Here is a 16,581-nt window from a genome sequence, read left to right as displayed (position 1 = left end):
ACCCGATAGACCTGGAGCTCGTCGAACTGCCGCCCACCGCGTTGCAAGCGTGGCTGAACATCCTGCGCCGCCACTGCCCGCGCCTGCTGGTGCCGGCGGACCCCGCCCGCGCCCCGCGCATCCTCAGCGCCGCCGGCACTACCGGGCGGCTGCTGGACGGCGGCGAGCTGGAGCTGCTCTCCACCACCGCAGAGGGCGACCAGCTCTTTCTCGTGGTCGGCGCCGGACAGTGGCATTGGCGCTAGGACGCAGCGCGGCGTGATCTAGTTCTTTAGTAATACGAAAGGTCTAGATGGGAAAATATCCGGCATGGCATCATCCGCAGCGGATATTCAGTGACTTCCCTATGCTCGCTGACACCCCGCTCCCTGCCCAACGATAACGTCGGCAAGACGACCATGGACCTTTCGACCTATACCCTCCCCCAACTCAAGCAACTGCAGGGCCGCATCGACAAGGCCATCGCCCGCCAGCAGGCCGACCTCAAGGGCACCCTGCGCAAACGCCTGGACAAGATCGCCCGCGAGCACGGGTTGTCGCTGGAAGAACTGGTCGCCGGCACCGGGGATATCGTCGATGCCAGGCCGCCCGTACAGCGTGCCCCGGTCGCCGCCAAGTACCGCCACCCCAGCAACCGCGACCTCGCCTGGAGCGGCCGCGGCCGCACACCCCACTGGGTCACCGCCTACCTCGCCAACGGCGGCACCATGGACGCCCTTGCGATTGCCGCCGAGAAGCTGGCGCCCAGGCTGCCGCGCAGCGCCGCACGCTGAGTAAGGAAAAGGAACCCGCCGACGTCGAAGTCGGCGGGTTCGCAAAACCGGCGGGCGCAGAGAAGTGAGGAGAGTTGCCCGCCGGCGGGAAAGAGCTCAGGCGCTGCGGGCGCGCTCCCTGAGCAAGGGCTGGGCGGCGGCCGGCGGCGACATCGGCGCGGCCGGCACCCAGGCGCCGCCGGGGAAGCCGGTGGCTGCCGGCGGCAGGCCGGCGAGGCCGCGCAGCTCGGCCGGGGAGCGGGCGCCGCAGAGGATCATCGCGCGCTCCAAGTCCTGGGCGAGGAAATCGAACACCGCATCCACCCCGGCCTCGCCGGCGGCGGCCAGCCCGTAGAGGAAAGGGCGGCCGAGGAAAACGGCGGTGGCCCCGAGGGCCAGCGCCTTGGCGATGTCGGCGCCGCTGCGGAAGCCGCCATCCACGAACACCGGCACCCGCGCCGCCACCGCGTCCAGCACCGCCGGCAACTGGCTGATGGCGGCCGGAGCGGCGGCGAGCTGGCGGCCGCCGTGGTTGGAGACGATGATGCCATCCGCGCCCGCCGCAACCGCCTGGCGGGCATCTTCCGGATGCAGCAGGCCCTTCACCACCAGCGGCCCCGCCCAATGCCGGCGCAGCCAGGCGAAGTCCTGCCAGGCCAGGCTGCGGTCCATGGCGCGGGCGAGCAGCGCCGCCTGCGCCTGGGCTGAGAGCCGGGCGCCCTGCTCCGCCGCCAGGTTGGCGAAATCCGGCATGGGCGCGAACAGCTGGCGCAGGCTCCAGGCCGGATGGCGGCAGAGGTCGGCGGCCAGCCGCAGGGAGGGCTTGAAAGGCACGCGGAAACCGTTGCGCAGATCGCGTGGGCGGCGGCCGCTCACCGCCACATCCACCGTCAGCACCAGCACCTTGTAGCCGGCGGCGCGGGCGCGCGCCAGCATGTGCTCGGCGATGCCGCGGTCGGACATCACATAGAGTTGCAGCCACAGGCTGGCATCGGCCTGCTGCCGCACCGCTTCCAGCCGCATGTTGGAGGCGGTGGACAGGCAGAAGGGCACGCCTGCGCGGCCGGCAGCGCGGGCCAGCATGGCGTCGCCGCCGGGGCGGTAGAGGGCGTTGAAGCCGGTGGGCGCAACCGCATAGGGCCGGGCCCAGCGCTCGCCGAAGACGTCGATGGCGCTTTCCACCTGGGCGGTGTCGCGCAGCGCGCGCGGCAGCAGCAAGGTGTGCTCCAGCGCCTGGAGGTTGCGGCGCAGGCCGCTTTCGTCCTCGGCGCCACCTTCCAGGTAGTCGAAGACAAAGCGCGGCAGATGGCTGCGGGCGCGGTCGCGCAGGTCGTCCAGGCAGGCGAGCATGGGTTTCTCCTCAGGCCGGCAGCAGGGCGCGCAGCGCCTCCGGCAGCGCCACCGCCTTGATGCGCTCCGGGTCTTCCGGGTGGCGGGTGGCGAACACCCTCACCTCGGTGCATTCCAGCAGCAGTTCGTCGCCGCGGTGCACGCTGTGCGTCATGACGAAGCTCTTCTGCCGCCATTCGCTGATGCGGCTGCGCACTTCGATACGCTGGCCGTAGCACGCCGGGCGCAGGAAACGCGCCTGGGTGTCCACCAGCGGCGTGCCGATGATGCCGTTCTGCGGCGTCAGCTCGCGCCACTCCGGCAGGCCGTAGGCGCGGAAATAGTGGCGCGAGGCCGCGTCCATCCAGCGGAAGTAGTTGGGGAAATAGACGATGCCGGCGGGATCGCAGTCGCCGAACTCGACCTCGGTGGCGTAGTGCTGGGTATCGTTCATCGTTCGCGGCGGAAAGGGTTGAAAGAGGAGCCGGCGGACCACCGCCCGCCGGCAGGGCGAGGCAGCCGCCCTTGGGCCCGGCCGCCCTGCGGCGGCCGGGCCGGCAACGGCTCAGCGTGCCTTCAGCAGGGTGCGGGCTTCGTCCAGCAGGCCCTGGCCGTTGGCGCCCTTGGCGCTGGCTTCCTTCATCCATTCGTCGGCCACGCCGGCGGAGGCCTTCACCCAGCGCTCGTACTCGGCGGCGCTGAGGGTGACGAAGGTGTTGCCGCGGTCGCGGGCGATCTTGCGCGCGCCGTCGGCCGGCATGTCGAACACCTTGCCGGCGAAGCGCGAGGCTTCCAGGCCGCTGTTGGCGTCGATTACCTTCTTCAGGTCGGCCGGCAGGCTGTCGTACTTCGCCTGGTTCATGGCCATGACGAAGATGGTGTTGGACATCTTGGCCTCGCCCGCCGGCGTCTCCACGTGCACCTTGGTGATTTCCTGCAGCTTCAGCGGCGTGGCCACTTCCCACGGGATCATGGCGCCGTCCACCACGCCCTTGGCGATGGATTCCGGCACCGCCGGCGCCGGCATCTGCACCGGGATGGCGCCCAGCGCGGTGATCATCTTGGAGGCGATGCGGGTGGGCGCGCGCAGCTTCAGGCCCTTCATGTCGTCCAGGGTCTTCACCTGCTTGCTGCCGAGGTGGATCACCGCGCCGTCGTGCACATGGGCGAAGATCAGCTTGGTGCCCTTGAACTCGTCCAGCGCGTTCTTCTGGATGTACTCCCACAGCGCCGGGCTGCTGGCCTCGCCGCCCAGGGTCATGAAGGGCAGCTCGAACACCTCGGACTTGATGAAGCGGCCGGCCTGGTAGGTGGGCACCGTCCAGATGATGTCGGCGACGCCGTCGCGCGCCTGGTCGAACAGCTGCGCCGGCGTGCCGCCCAGTTGCATCGAGGGATAGATCTGGCACTTCAGGCGGTCGCCGGATTCCTTGGCGATCTTCTCGCACCATGGCGTGATCAGGTTCTGGTGGGCGTTGGATGCCGGGCTCAGGAAGTGATGCACCTTCAGCACCACCTGCTGCGCCTGCGCGCCGCCGGCAGCCAGCACCAGCGCCGCCGCGGCGGCCAGGGTTGCCAGGCGCGGCCGGCGGATGGCGGTCTTGCTATCGATCTTTTCCATGTCTCACTCCTCCTTTGTTATGTGCTGCGGGTGTCACTTGAATGCATGAACCAGGTACAGCGAAATGCCGGGCACCAGCAGCAGCAGCACGATGCGCAGCAGGTCGGAGATCAGGAAGGGAATCACGCCCTTGAAGGTCTCCTTCAGCGGCACGTCCTTGGCGAGGCGGTTGATGATGTACACATTCATGCCCACCGGCGGATGCACCAGGCCGATCTCCACCACCATCAGCGCCAGGATGCCGAACCAGATCGACTTGTCGGTGTGCGACATGCCGTAGAAATCCAGCCCCATCACCATCGGGTAGAAGATGGGGATGGTGAGCAGGATCATCGCCAGCGAGTCCATGACGCAGCCGAGGAAGATATAGGTCACCAGGATCAGCACCATCACCAGCATGGGCGACAGGCCGCTGTCCTTCACCGCGCTGGCGAGGTCCGCCGGCAGCTGCGACAGCGCCAGCGCGGTGTTGAGCATGTCCGCGCCCAGCAGCACCAGGAAAATCATGGCGGTGGCGTGGGCAGTGCCCATCATGCTTTCCAGGATGCCGCGCAGGCGCATGCCGCCGCTGATCACCGCCAGCAGGCCGCAGGCGGCGGCGCCGATGGCGGCGGCCTCGGTGGGGTTGGCCCAGCCGCCGTAGATGCCGACGATGACCACCACGAACACCAGCAGCACCGGCAGCACCCGCAGCAGGCAGCGCAGCCGCTCCGCCCAGTCCTCGCGCGGGCCGGCCGGGCCAGCCGCCGGGTTGATGCGGACGATGATGGCGATCACCGCCATGTAGCCCACCATCGCGATCACGCCCGGCAGCACCGCCGCCATGAAGAGATCGCCGATGGATTCCTGGGTGAGGATGGCGTAGATCACCAGCGGCACCGAGGGCGGGATCATGATGCCCAGCGTGCCGCCGGCCGCCAGCGCGCCGGTGGACAGCGCGCCGGAGTAGCCGAAGCGGCGCAGCTCCGGCAGCGCCACCTGGCCCATGGTGGCGGCGGTGGCCAGCGAGGAACCGCAGATGGCGCCGAAACCGGCACAGGCGCCGATGGAGGCGATGGCCATGCCGCCGCGCTTGTGCCCCATGAAGGCGGCGACGAAGCGGAACAGCGCCTTGGACAGGCCGCCGTGGGTGGCGAACTGCCCCATCAGCAGGAAAAGCGGGATGACGATGATGTCGTAATTCGAAAGCCGCGCGTACGCCAGGTTCTTCAGCGAGTTGAGCAGCGGCAGCGTGCTGTCGGTGAGGTACACATAGCCGCCGGCGCCCACCATGAACATGGCGATGCCGATCGGCACCCGCACCACCAGCAGCGCCATCAGGATGGCGAACATCAGCAGGCCTACGGTGAATCCGCTCATTGCCGCGCCTCCCGCATCGCCGCCAGGTGGTGGCAGGCCATGTAGAGGCCGGCGGCGGCCAGCAGGATGAAGCCGGGCACCATCAGCGCCTGCGCCACCCACACCGGCCAGCCGAGGATGGGCGAGGTCTCGCCCACCTCGCGGATGGCCATCGCCCCCACCCAGGTGCGCCAGGTGAGCAACGCGCCGAACACCGCGATCAGCAGCGAGCCGATGGCGTCCAGCGCCAGCACCTTGCGCCGCGCCATGTTGGCGGTGAAGAAATCCACCTTCACGTCACCGTGGATCAGGTGGCAATAGGCGAAGAAGGAAGCCGAGGCGAAGGCGGCGCACATCTGCAGCACTTCCATGTCGCCCGGCACCGCCCAGCTGAAGAGCTTGCGGCCGACGATGGAGACCAGCGACATCGCCACCAGCCCGGTGAAGATCAGGCCGCCTATCACCGCCATCACCTTCGCCATCCATAGCAGCGTCCGCCCCAGCGGGCCGAACGCCTCCGAGCCGGCGTCGGCGCCGGCCTCCAATGCTTGCAGTTCCTGCACGTGTCTCCTCCTGGCTCCGCCTTGTGGTTATCACCGCTTGGCGCCCCCGGAGCCTTGTCGGGGCATGTTCTGTTTTTCAGGGGCGATCCGCCGGCTTCAGCCGAGCCGTTTGCGGCCGCCCGCCCACCGCATCAGTCCAGCCTGCGGCCCGCTTTCAGGTTGCCATCCACCACCCGCAGCAGCGCCAGCAGCGCGCGGGTGTTGGGCACCGGCACACCGAGGCGGTCTGCCGCCGCCACCACCGCGCCGTTGATGGATTCGATCTCGGTCTGGCGGCCGGCCAGCACGTCCTGCAGCATCGAGGGCTTGTGGCCGCCGTGGGCCTCCAGCGCATGCTCGACCAGGGCGCGCACCTTGGGGCCGTCGGCGGCGATGCCGGCGGCCCGGGCCACCGCCACCACCTCGTCCACCACCGCCAGCGCCAGCGCGCGCGCCGCCGGCACCGCCGCCACGCCGCCGACCACGCTGCGGCTGGCGGAGCAGATGCTGTTCAGCGCGCCGTTGAAGGCCACCTTCTCCCAGATGGAGACATGCACGCCGGGATCGACGTCGCACACCAGGCCGGCGCCGTTGAGCGCGGCGGCGATGGCGTCCAGCTCGGGCGAGGCGGCGCCGTCGGCGCTCATCATGTGGATCACGCCCGGGCCGTGGGACTCGACATGGCCGGGGCCGGCGAGGTCGCCGGGGTAGGTGGTCATGCCGACGATGATGCGTTGCGGCGCGACGAACTCGCCGATGGCCTCGGCATTGCCCAGGCCGTTCTGCAGGCTGAGCACCCAGGTGTCGGCGCCGAGCCGGCCGCGCACGCTTTCCAGCGCGGCGCGGGTGTGCAGCGTCTTGGTGAAGAGGATGAGCAACTCGGGGCGGCCGTCGTACTCCTCCGGCCGCAGCGCGCTCAGCGGCACCCGGCGCTCGCCCTCGTCGGTCACCAGCTTCAGGCCGTGTTCCTTGATGGCCGCCAGGTGGGCGGCGTTGATGTCCAGCAGCGTCACCGCGTGGCCGGCCAGCGCCAGCCTGGCGCCGAACAGCGATCCCATTGCGCCCGCGCCGAGTACGGCGATCTCCAGGCTCTTTCCTGTCATGCGTGCTCTCCCTGTGGGGGCGGAATCTGCCGTTCCTGTCCCCTGCTCATTTCATCGCCCCGCCGCGCTGCCGGCCTTGCGCGTCAGCCACACCACCGGCTGCGCCTTCACCGGCCGCGGCGGAGCCCCGTTGCCGATCAGCACGCGGTCCAGGGCCTGGCCGCCTTCATCCGCCAGGGCCGCTTCCCGCGCCTTGCGCACCGCCTCGGCCTTGGCCTCGGGCGGCATCGCCACGGCGGCGAGGTGGTCCAGGATGTGGGCCAGGTTCTCGCGACCGCGATCGTTGGTCGAACCATAGCCCTTCACCAAACGACCGCATAGCGCGATCTCCAGCGCGCAGCGCCAGTCCTGCGCGGCGGCGTTGCGGATCTGCGTCAGCCAGTGTTCGATCATGGCCTGCTCGCGGCCGAAGCGGACGCCGCGGCGGCGCAGGCCGCGCAGCCCGGCGAGGAAACGCAGCGCCAGGAAACCGCTGACGCTGGTGGTGGACAGGTGCAGCGAGAAACCGAAAGGCGGCTTGCCGGCAGCACGGCGGCGCGCCTCCCAGCGCACCAGCCGGCGCTCCAGGCTGGCCGGCAGCAGGCCGGCGATCTCCGGGATGCCGGGCTTGAACAGGTCGACGATGCGCAGCAGGTCGCCCTCGCCCGCCTTCACCTCGCTGCGCACCCGGGAGAAGCGGCTGGCGCTGCACTTGAGGCGGGCGACGCGCACGATGTCGTCGAAGGCCATCCACAGGGCGAGGAAGCGGGCGGTTTCCCGCGTCAACGCATAGCCGTTGAGGGCGGCGGGGTCGCTGCGGCGCTCGGCCTCCAGCACCTGGCGCACGCGCTCCAGGTAGAGGCGGCCGTAGGCGGCGTCCTGGTAGTCCTGCACCCGGGCGAGGCCGGGCACCAGCATGTCCTGCACCTCGGCGGGGAAGCCGTCGATGGCGCCCGTGGGTGCGGCGGCCACGGCCGGCGGCGCCACCGCTTCCGGCTCGCCGCCGGCGCGCACCACGTCCCAGGCGCGGGCGAAGCCGCGCAGGCTGGCTTCCACGCCGCGGCCGGATTCGCGCACTACCCGCTCCCATTCCTCGCGGGCGAAGGGCAGCAGGCCGCTGGCGGCGATGGCGCCGAACATCACCGCGCTGGGCGCGGTGCCGGCGGCACGGGTGGCGGCGGCGATGTCGAAGGCGATGCAGCGCTGGCTGTGGCGATGCAGCGTCTCCACCAGCGCGGCCTCGTCCATGCGGCCATCGCCCATCTGCATGCGCTCGGCGGTGGTCAGGGTGCGGGAGGTGGAGGCGATGACCAGGCTGCGGTCCGGGCTCACCAGGCCGTTGGCGACGTAGCGCACCGCTTCCAGCAGTTCGGAGGCGATGAAGAGATCCACCCCGCCGGGCGCCGGCGCCAAGCTGAGTATCGGCCGGCGGCCGCCGAGCACGGCCAGCGGTTCCGGGTGGATCTCGACGTAATAAGTGGTGGCGCCGGTGCGCTGGGCGACGCCGGGAATGGAGGTGCTCTGGGCGTAGTAGCCACAGCGCAGCGCCACTTCCACCAGCCACTCGGCGAGCACGCCGCCGCCCTCGCCGCCGAGGGCGGCGATCAATACCGTGTAAGGCCGCCCGGCAGGCCGGGCGGGAAAGGTGCTGCTGCTCTGCTGTTGGAGTTGGGTGGTGTGCGGGCTCATTGCGGCCTCTGGTTTTCGGTTGCGGTGCTACGGCTGTCCGGTGTCGCGGGCGCGCCGCGATGGCGGCGCCCGGTGCTCATGGCGCGGGAGAGTTCGAGGGAGCGGCGCATCGTCCTCTCACGCCGGCTGCAGCAGGCCGATGAGCGCGCTGCGCAGCCGCGCCAGCAGGCGCTCGCCCAGGCGCGGGTTCTGCACCACTTCGCCGCGGTAGAAGGAGGGGCACAGGGTGGCGGCGTGGGCGTTCTCGCCGCACAGGCCGCAGCCGACGCAGCCGTCTATCACCGTTGCCACCGGGTCCACCCGCAGCGGGTCGGGGCTGTCCTTCAGCGTCAGCGTGGGACAGCCGGAGAGGCGGATACAGGAGTGGTCGCCGGAGCAGACGTCCTCATCCACGCCGTACTTCACCCGCTCCACCCGCTCGCCGCGCTTGAGCTTGCCGGCAATCCAGGGCTTCACCCGGCGCTGGCGCTCCAGCTGGCATTCGCCCTCGGCGATGATGACCTTGAGGCCGGCGAAGTCGGTGGTGAAGGCCTCCTCCAGCGTCTTCTTCATCTCTTCGACGCGGTAGCTGTGCACCACCTTCAGCCACTGCACGCCGATACCGCGCAGCGTGGTCTCTATGGTGACGTTGCGGTCCACCAGGCTCTGGTGCTTGTTCGGCGCATTGGCCTTCACCTCGTCGTCCGGCGTGGAGATGATCTCCTGGGTACCGGTGGCCGAGGTGTAGCCGTTCTTCAGGATCAGCAGCACCGCGTCGTCGCCGTTGAACAGCGCCGACTCCACACCGGTGAGCAGGCCGTTGTGCCAGAAGCCGCCATCGCCCATCACCGACAGGGTGCGCCGCTTCATCATCGGCGACACGCCGGCGCGGCTGGCCAGGCTCATGCCGTAGCCGAGAATGGTGTGGCCCATGGAGAAGGGCTCGAAGGTGGCGAAGGCGTGGCAGCCGATGTCGGCGGCCACGTGCACCTTGCCCACCTCCTGCTGCGCCAGCTTCACCGCCGAGAACACCGGCCGCTCCGGGCAGCCGATGCAGAAGCCGGGCGGCCGCGCCGGCAGCGGTTCCGCCAGCTCGGCGGCCACCTTCTCGCGGCGGGCGACGATGTCGTCCAGCCACTGCTTGCCGCCGGCCAGCGGCAGCTCGGGCGCATGGCGGCCGACGAAGGCAGCGAGGCCAGCGGCGATGGCCTCCACCGAGTATTCGCCGGCCATGGGCAGCACGTCCTTGCCGTGCAGCGCAGTGTCTATGCCGAGGCGGCGCAGGATCACCGCCACCTCCTGCTCGATGAACTCCGGCTGGCCTTCCTCCACCACCAGCACCGCGCGCTTGTCGCGGCAGAAATCGGCGATCTGCTCCGGCGCCAGCGGATAGGTGACATTGAGGTTGAGGATGGGCAGCTCGCTGTCGCCGAAGGCATCGGCGAGGCCGAACTGCTGCAACGCGCGGATCAGCGCGTTGTAGATGCCGCCCTGGACGATGAGGCCGAGGTCGGCGCGCTTGCCGGGGAAAAGCTCGTTGAGACCGTGTTCGACGATGTAGCGCCGCGCCGCCGGCAGGCGCTCGGCGCTCTTCAGCTTCTCGTGGCGGAAGGTGGCCGGCGGATGGGCAAGGCGGGCGTAGTCGAAGGCCGCCGGGTCTTCCATCAGCTGGCGGCTGGACACCGCCGGGGCGATGTTGTCCTTGCACTCGAAGCTGCCGCGCACGTGACAGGCGCGGATGCGCAGCTGCAGGAAGGCCGGCGTGTTGGCCGCCTCCGACAGGGCGAAGCCCTCCTCCACCATGCGCACCATCACCTGCAGGTCCGGCCGCGGGTCGATCAGCAGCATGGAGGACTTCAGCGCGAAGGCGTAGGTGCGTTCCTGGATGACGCTGGCGCCGTCGCCGTAGTCCTCGCCGACCACGATCAGCGCGCCGCCGGTGATGCCGGGCGAGGACAGGTTGGAGAGGGCATCCGCCGCCACATTGGTGCCGACCACCGACTTCCAGGTCACCGCGCCGCGCAGCGGGTAGTGGATGGAGGCACCCAGCATGGCGGCGGCGGAAGCTTCGTTGGAACAGGCCTCCACATGCACGCCCAGCTCGGACAGGTAGTCGCCCGCCTGCACCATCACGTCCAGCAGGTGCGACACCGGCGCGCCCTGGTAGCCGCCGACGTAGGCCACGCCGGACTGCAACAGCGCCTTGGTGATCGCCAGGATGCCCTCGCCGTGAAAAGTGGTGCCGGCGCCCTGCCTGAGTTGCTGCACCTCTTTGCTGAAAGATACTTCCATCGCGCCGCGTCTCCTGATTCGCCGTGTTCGTCCGGCGGTGATGAACTATAGAATCGGCGAGTTAATGCATCCATTAGTTAAATTTAGTTTCCGATATTCATCAGATTCATATCACGCCATGGACTTGAAATTGCTGCAGGTTTTCAACGCGGTGCACAGCGAAGGCAGCGTCAGCCGCGCCGCCGACAGGCTGGGGCTGTCGCAACCGGCCATCAGCCACGCCCTGCGCCGGCTGCGGCTGGAGCTGAAGGACCCGCTGTTCGTGCGCGTGCCGGGCGGTGTCGCGCCCACGCCCAAGGGCGAGCGCCTGGCCTCCTCGGTGGCGCATGCGCTGGCCGGGCTGGAGAAGGCCATCCACGAGGCCAGCCACTTCGATCCGCCGACCTCGGAGCGCACCTTCCGCCTGTACATGACCGACATCGGCGAACTCACCTTCCTGCCCTACATCATGGAAGCACTGCAGGCCCAGGCGCCGCGGCTGCGGGTGGAGGTGGACCAGGTGGCGCTGACGCAGATCATGCCGGCGCTGGAAAGCGGCGCGCTGGACCTCGCCATCGGCTACCTGCCACGGTTGGCGGAAGTCGCCCAACACACCATCGTGGTCGAACGCTATGTGGCGGTGGTGGGCAAGCACCATCCGCTGGCGAACGAGACGCGCGAGCCCTCGCTGCTGCACCGGCTGGACTACGCGGTGGTGCGCTCCCACTCGGAAACCCGCCGTCAGCTGGAGCGCCTGCAACTGGAAGACCGGGTGCGCCTCACCCTGCCCCACTTCCTGGTGCTGCCGGCGCTGCTCGCCCGCACCGACCTCGCCACCCTGGTGCCTTACCGCCTCGCCCGCCATTTCGTCGAGCACGACGAGGCGGTGATCCTGGACGGCCTGTTCGAATCCTCGCCGCTGGAAGTCGGCCTGCACTGGTACTGGCGCATGGAGAACGACCCCGGCCACCGCTGGCTGCGGGAGCTCATCATCGGCCTGTTCGACGAGACCGGAGGCGGTGCAGCGCCCCCTGCCGGACGCTGAGCGGCGGGTAAGCGCCAACAATGCAAGGACAGCGATGCATTCCCACCGATACAATTGGACTTTCGTCCAATGCGAGCCCAAGCGCGGCAGCCGGCGCGGAGCGGCTTCACAGCTTCCGCCCGGGTACTCAGGCGAGTACCCGGCATAAAGACAGACCGCGTACTCATCCGCGTCCCCAACCCCATTCCTGCTCCAGTGTCCGTCCTCGACCTGCGCACCCTCTTCGTCGCCGCCGTCAGCCTGGCAGCCCTTGCCGCGGGAGCCTTCTGGCTGACGCATAAGCGCTACCCCGGCACGCCGGGGCCGGGCGAATGGGCGGGCGCGCACCTGCTATTCGCCATCGCCAGCCTGCTGGCGGCGCTGCGCGGCCACATCTGGGACGGCATCTCCATCGTGCTCGCCAACGGCACCTGGGTATTCGCCTATGGCCTGCTGGCCTACGGCCTGCGCCGTTTCCGCGGCCTGCCGGCCAACGCCGCCCTGCAGATCACGCTGCCCACCACCCTCACAGTGGCCGCCCTGCTGCTGCTGTGGCTGCCGCAGGATCTCCTCAACCTGCGCACCGTGCTGATGTCGGTGGTGCTCGGCGGCCAGCAAGCCCTCATCCTGCGTGACCTGAACCGCTCCCGCCCGCCGGTGCGCACCACCACCGAGACGGTACTCAACGCGGTACTGCTGTGCAGCGTGGTCTCCCACCTCGGCCGCATCCTGGCCACGCCCTGGGATACCGCCGCGCCGCCCTTCTTCGGCCAGGGCGGCCTCACCAGCGCGCTGATGCTGTGGTCCATGCTGCTCAACTGCGGCCTCATCCTCTGCCTGCTCACGCTGGTCACCGACCGTCTGCAGGCCGATCTCAGCCGCCTGGCCGCGCGCGACCCGCTCACCCACCTGCTCAACCGCCGAGCCTTCCGCGCCGAAGCCGAGCGCGAGATTTCCGATGCGGTGCGCAACCAGTTGCCGGTGACGCTGATGATGCTGGACCTGGATCACTTCAAGGCCCTCAACGACCGCCACGGACACCAGGGCGGCGACGAAGCGCTGCTGCGCCTGGCCCGCATCCTCAAGAGCGAACTGCGCCAGCACGACCTTGCCGCCCGCTATGGCGGTGAGGAATTCTGCGTGATGCTGCCCGGCACCGGACTGGAGCCGGCGCGCGAGGTGGCCGAACGCCTGCGCCGCGCCTGCGAGGAAGAAAGCCGCCACACTCGCGGCACCACCGTCAGCATCGGCCTCACCCTGCTGCCGCACGGGCCGGAGAGCCTCAACCGTGCGCTCAAGGCCGCCGACCAGGCGCTGTACGAAGCCAAGCGCAACGGCCGCAACCGCGTCGAGGTGCATGCGGAACCGATGGCGGCAAAACCGGCCTCACATGCATAGGGCCGCCGACATGCAGCCGATGCGGCGCCGTCCTTCCGGTGTCCGCCGCGCCCACCCCGCCAGGCGGGAAGCGGATGGTCACCGGCGGCATGACGATTTCCCACGGCCAGGTGTTGCACCTGGCCCAAAAATGCCCCTTATTGCGCTGGCCGAGCGATAATGGTGGGCTGCGGTAAAAACGGATCCGAATCAATGAAGCGTGTAGATGACTTTCGCCTGCGTCTGGGAAGCCACGAGGTGGTTCCCATCATGGTGGGCGGCATGGGGGTCGACATCTCGACCGCCGAACTCTCCCTCGAAGCGGCGCGCCTGGGGGGGATAGGCCACATCTCCGATGCGATGATTCCGACGGTGTCCGACCGCCGCTACAACACCAAGTACGTCAAGAACAAGCTGCAGCAGTACAAGTTCAACGTCGCCAACTCCGACAAGTCGGTGGTGCAGTTCGACCTCGGGCTGCTGGCCGAGGCCACCGCGCTGCATGTGGGCAAGACCATGGAGGCCAAGCGCGGCCCCGGCCTGGTGTTCATCAACTGCATGGAAAAGCTGACGATGAACGCGCCCAAGGACACCCTGCGGGTGCGCCTGAAGGCGGCGCTGGACCACGGCATCGACGGCATCACCCTGGCCGCCGGCCTGCACCTGGGCTCCTTCGCGCTGATCCAGGACCATCCGCGCTTCAACGACGTCAAGCTCGGCATCATCGTCTCCTCGCTGCGCGCGCTGCAGCTCTTCCTGAAGAAGAACGCCCGCACCGGCCGCCTGCCCGACTACGTGGTGGTCGAAGGCCCGCTGGCCGGCGGCCACCTCGGCTTCGGCATGGACTGGGCGAAGTACGACCTCGCCGCCATCGTGATCGAAATCCGCGACTGGCTGAAGGCCGAACAGCTGGACATTCCGCTGATCCCGGCCGGCGGCATCTTCACCGGCACCGACGCGGTGAATTTCCTCGAACTCGGCGCCGCCGGCGTGCAGGTGGCCACCCGCTTCACCGTCACCCAGGAATGCGGCCTGCCGGAAAACGTGCAGCAGGAATACTTCAAGGCCGGCGAGAACGACATCGAGGTCAACCAGACCTCGCCCACCGGCTACCCGATGCGGATGCTGAAGAACAGCCCCTCCATCGGCGACGGCATCCGTCCGAACTGCGAAGCCTACGGCTACCTGCTGGACGCCAGCGGCAACTGCCAGTACATCGAGGCCTACAACCGCGAAGTGGCCGCTCACCCGGACGCGCGCCGGATCAAGGTGTACGACAAGACCTGTCTGTGCACCCACATGCGCAACTTCGAGTGCTGGACCTGCGGCCACTACACCTACCGGCTGAAGGACACCACCCGCCGCAACGAGGACGGCAGCTACCGCATCCTCACCGCCGAGCATGTGTTCCACGACTACCAGTACAGCACCGACGGCAGCATCGCCCTGCCCCAGGAATAAAACCGCGCGGGCGGCGCCTCAGCGCGCCGCCCTGTGCCGGCAGCGACAGTGACCGCTGCCCCATCACCGGCCCCGTGCCACACCCGGCGGGCTTGGCCCCGCCCCCCTGCAGACACTCTCCAAGGGACTCCGCCATGCCCTATTGCCCCATCGTCGCCACGCTGGGTTATGTGCTCTCGCCAGACCGCAAGCGGGTGCTGATGATCCACCGCAACGCCCGGCCGGACGACCATCACCTCGGCAAGTACAACGGCCTGGGCGGCAAGCTGGAGGCGGATGAGGACGTGGTGGCCGGCCTGCGCCGCGAGATCCGCGAGGAAGCCGGCATCGAATGCGAGGCGCTGTCGCTGCGCGGCACCATCAGCTGGCCGGGCTTCGGCAAGAACGGCGAAGACTGGTTCGGCTTCATCTTCATCGTCACCGCCTTCTCCGGCACCCCGCTGGAGCGCAACCCGGAAGGCACGCTGGAGTGGGTGGAGATGGAGCGCCTGGGCACGCTGCCGATGTGGGACAGCGACCGCGAATTCCTGCCGCTGGTGTTCGACGCCGATCCCCGCCCCTTCCACGGCGTCATGCCCTACCAGGACGGCCGCATGCTGTCCTGGAGCTACTCGCGCGTCTGAGCGCGCTGCCGCGACTTCCACCCGCAGCCACTCTCCCTGCCGCAGCCGGGGCGGCTCTCGCCAGCCCCGGCTCGCCCCCCGAAAAGCTCGGGCGCCAGGCTGGCACCATCCCTGCTTTTGCGTGCTCGTCCCGAACGCCCGCACGAGCCGACCATGCTGTCCAACGAAGAAGCCCGCGACCGCCTCGCCAGCCACCCGCTGCCGGCCAACCCCTGGGTGCAGGCGAGCGACAACGCCATCCTGATCCACGCCGAGTACACCGACACCATAGAGCGCATGCTGCGCTGGGTGCCGAAGACGCGCTGGAGCGCACGCCGGCGCTGCTGGATCGTGCCGCTGTCCGGGCTGGAGCTGGTGCGCTCCATCCTGCCCGAACTGTGCAGGCTGGCCGAAGCGATGCAGGACACCCCGGTTGCGCCGGAAGCCGTGGCACCGGAAGGCAGCGGCGACACGCTGGATGAGACCGAGGCGCGCCACCTGTTCCGCGACGCCGCCCGCCTGCTCTACGGCAGCGACTGGCAGCGCGACACCGCGCGGGCGCTGGGCCGGGAGGAAGCGGCGCTGGCGCGCTGGCTGCTGGGCGAAGGGGTAATGGAAGCGCCGCCGGCCACGTTGCTGGCGGAAATGCTGGCGCTGATGCAACGGCGCGCGGTCAACATCACCAATGCGGCGGATGCACTGGCGCGGCGGATGGAGCGGGCCGGGCAAGCCGACCGCGCGCCAGCCGGGGCGGTCGGGAGCTGAAGCCGCGTCACAAGTCAGAGCGGCAAGCAAAAGAGGCGCTGGCGACAGCCCCGCCGCCAGCGCCCGGCGGCGCTACAGCCCGGTCCCCGGCTCAGATCAGCCGCACCGCGTCCGGCCGCGCGATGAAAGCCACCCCGTCCGCCCGCTCGAACAGCGCCACCGGCACCTCGAACACGAACTGGTTCTCGAACCAGGCGCGGGCGTAGGGCAGGAAGGCCGGCGCCGGCGCCAGTTCCAGCAGCGTCTCGCCGCCGGCACAGAGAGCGGCGCCGAAGCCGCTGTTGCCCGCCAGCGGCACGTTGTCATCGCCGAACACTTCGAACTGCACGAAAAGCTTGGCCGACTCGACCCCGCCCTCGCTTGCCTTCACCCCGGTGACGCGCAGGTTCTGGTAGCGGCGGCCAGCCTTGCCGTCGTCCAGCAGCTGGATGAACTCGTGCAGCTTCCCCTTCTTGATCTCGGTACCTTCCGCCACCGGCACGCCCAGCTGGGTGATGCCCAGCCCGGTGGGCTTGGCGGTCTTCAATTCGATCACGGTTCGGTTCTCGGCCAATGCGGGCATCTTTGCTCTTCCTCGTTTCGATTGCGACAAGCACGCGGCGATTGCACGACATGCACCGGCGCGCCAGCGGCCGCGGGGCTCGCGGCGGCGTGCCTGGCAGCCATGTAGCAGTTTCAATGCCACTTGCGGGATGCTTCGCGGCCGGCGCGCACCGGCCCGGCAAGGGACTGCCAGGCGCCATCCACGC

General features: G+C 69.3%; 16 protein-coding genes. 7 read left to right on the top strand and 9 right to left on the bottom strand.

The window, feature by feature from the left end:
- Both GRF61_RS13910 and GRF61_RS13905 read left to right on the top strand, forming a co-directional pair.
- A partial coding sequence (locus tag GRF61_RS13910) for a hypothetical protein (protein WP_211165963.1) occupies positions 1 to 245 on the top strand: 245 nt, incomplete at its 5' end.
- Positions 246 to 335: 90 nt separating this feature from the next.
- Entirely contained in the window at positions 336 to 773 is a 438-nt protein-coding gene (locus tag GRF61_RS13905) for an H-NS histone family protein (protein WP_348982398.1), read from the top strand.
- Between the two features lie 96 nt (positions 774 to 869).
- On the opposite strand, the gene GRF61_RS13900 is transcribed toward GRF61_RS13905, so the two are convergent.
- The 8 genes from GRF61_RS13900 to GRF61_RS13865 all read right to left on the bottom strand — a co-directional run bounded on the left by GRF61_RS13900 (position 870) and on the right by GRF61_RS13865 (position 10,624).
- A complete protein-coding gene (locus GRF61_RS13900; protein ID WP_169151233.1) occupies positions 870 to 2,102 on the bottom strand; it encodes an alpha-hydroxy acid oxidase in 1,233 nt (410 codons plus the stop codon).
- A gap of 10 nt (positions 2,103 to 2,112) precedes the next feature.
- Positions 2,113 to 2,535 (bottom strand): acyl-CoA thioesterase, encoded by a 423-nt coding sequence (locus tag GRF61_RS13895; RefSeq protein ID WP_169151232.1) that lies wholly within the window; start codon positions 2,533 to 2,535, stop codon positions 2,113 to 2,115.
- A gap of 111 nt (positions 2,536 to 2,646) precedes the next feature.
- The gene (locus GRF61_RS13890) at positions 2,647 to 3,702 is read right to left on the bottom strand and encodes a TRAP transporter substrate-binding protein (protein WP_169151231.1); all 1,056 of its coding nucleotides are present in this window, start codon (positions 3,700 to 3,702) and stop codon (positions 2,647 to 2,649) included.
- A 33-nt stretch (positions 3,703 to 3,735) separates the two neighbouring features.
- Positions 3,736 to 5,061 carry a TRAP transporter large permease gene (locus GRF61_RS13885; RefSeq protein WP_169151230.1) on the bottom strand — a complete coding sequence of 442 codons (1,326 nt, stop codon included), beginning with the start codon at positions 5,059 to 5,061 and terminating at the stop codon, positions 3,736 to 3,738.
- Positions 5,058 to 5,603, bottom strand: coding sequence for a TRAP transporter small permease (locus GRF61_RS13880; RefSeq protein ID WP_211165962.1), 546 nt, complete (start codon positions 5,601 to 5,603; stop codon positions 5,058 to 5,060). Before GRF61_RS13880 ends, GRF61_RS13885 begins: the two co-directional genes overlap by 4 nt.
- Positions 5,604 to 5,734: 131 nt before the next feature.
- Positions 5,735 to 6,685 carry a ketopantoate reductase family protein gene (locus GRF61_RS13875; RefSeq protein WP_169151229.1) on the bottom strand — a complete coding sequence of 317 codons (951 nt, stop codon included), beginning with the start codon at positions 6,683 to 6,685 and terminating at the stop codon, positions 5,735 to 5,737.
- Positions 6,686 to 6,736: 51 nt separating this feature from the next.
- Positions 6,737 to 8,353 (bottom strand): indolepyruvate oxidoreductase subunit beta family protein, encoded by a 1,617-nt coding sequence (locus GRF61_RS13870; protein ID WP_169151228.1) that lies wholly within the window; start codon positions 8,351 to 8,353, stop codon positions 6,737 to 6,739.
- A gap of 117 nt (positions 8,354 to 8,470) precedes the next feature.
- A complete protein-coding gene (locus tag GRF61_RS13865) occupies positions 8,471 to 10,624 on the bottom strand; it encodes an indolepyruvate ferredoxin oxidoreductase subunit alpha (protein WP_169151227.1) in 2,154 nt (717 codons plus the stop codon).
- Positions 10,625 to 10,742: 118 nt separating this feature from the next.
- On the opposite strand from GRF61_RS13865, the gene GRF61_RS13860 reads away from it, so the two are divergent.
- From GRF61_RS13860 to GRF61_RS13840, 5 genes are all read left to right on the top strand, one after another.
- The gene (locus GRF61_RS13860; protein WP_169151226.1) at positions 10,743 to 11,648 is read left to right on the top strand and encodes a LysR family transcriptional regulator; all 906 of its coding nucleotides are present in this window, start codon (positions 10,743 to 10,745) and stop codon (positions 11,646 to 11,648) included.
- A 195-nt stretch (positions 11,649 to 11,843) separates the two neighbouring features.
- Positions 11,844 to 13,025, top strand: coding sequence for a GGDEF domain-containing protein (locus GRF61_RS25185; protein WP_169151225.1), 1,182 nt, complete (start codon positions 11,844 to 11,846; stop codon positions 13,023 to 13,025).
- A gap of 192 nt (positions 13,026 to 13,217) precedes the next feature.
- A complete protein-coding gene (locus GRF61_RS13850; protein WP_169151224.1) occupies positions 13,218 to 14,465 on the top strand; it encodes a nitronate monooxygenase in 1,248 nt (415 codons plus the stop codon).
- 134 nt (positions 14,466 to 14,599) lie between these two features.
- Positions 14,600 to 15,088, top strand: coding sequence for an 8-oxo-dGTP diphosphatase (locus GRF61_RS13845; RefSeq protein WP_169151223.1), 489 nt, complete (start codon positions 14,600 to 14,602; stop codon positions 15,086 to 15,088).
- 153 nt (positions 15,089 to 15,241) lie between these two features.
- Positions 15,242 to 15,832, top strand: a complete 591-nt coding sequence (locus tag GRF61_RS13840; RefSeq protein WP_211165961.1) for a hypothetical protein — start codon at positions 15,242 to 15,244, stop codon at positions 15,830 to 15,832.
- Between the two features lie 91 nt (positions 15,833 to 15,923).
- Here the strand turns inward: GRF61_RS13840 and GRF61_RS13835 are convergent, their stop codons facing one another.
- Positions 15,924 to 16,394 (bottom strand): hypothetical protein, encoded by a 471-nt coding sequence (locus GRF61_RS13835; protein WP_169151222.1) that lies wholly within the window; start codon positions 16,392 to 16,394, stop codon positions 15,924 to 15,926.
- Positions 16,395 to 16,581: the final 187 nt, after the last annotated feature.

The organism is Azoarcus sp. TTM-91, from assembly GCF_012911025.1.
Classification (GTDB): Bacteria; Pseudomonadota; Gammaproteobacteria; order Burkholderiales; family Rhodocyclaceae; genus Azoarcus.
The sequence above is the reverse complement of the archived record's forward strand: the minus strand, read 5'-3'. Positions and strand labels throughout refer to the sequence as shown.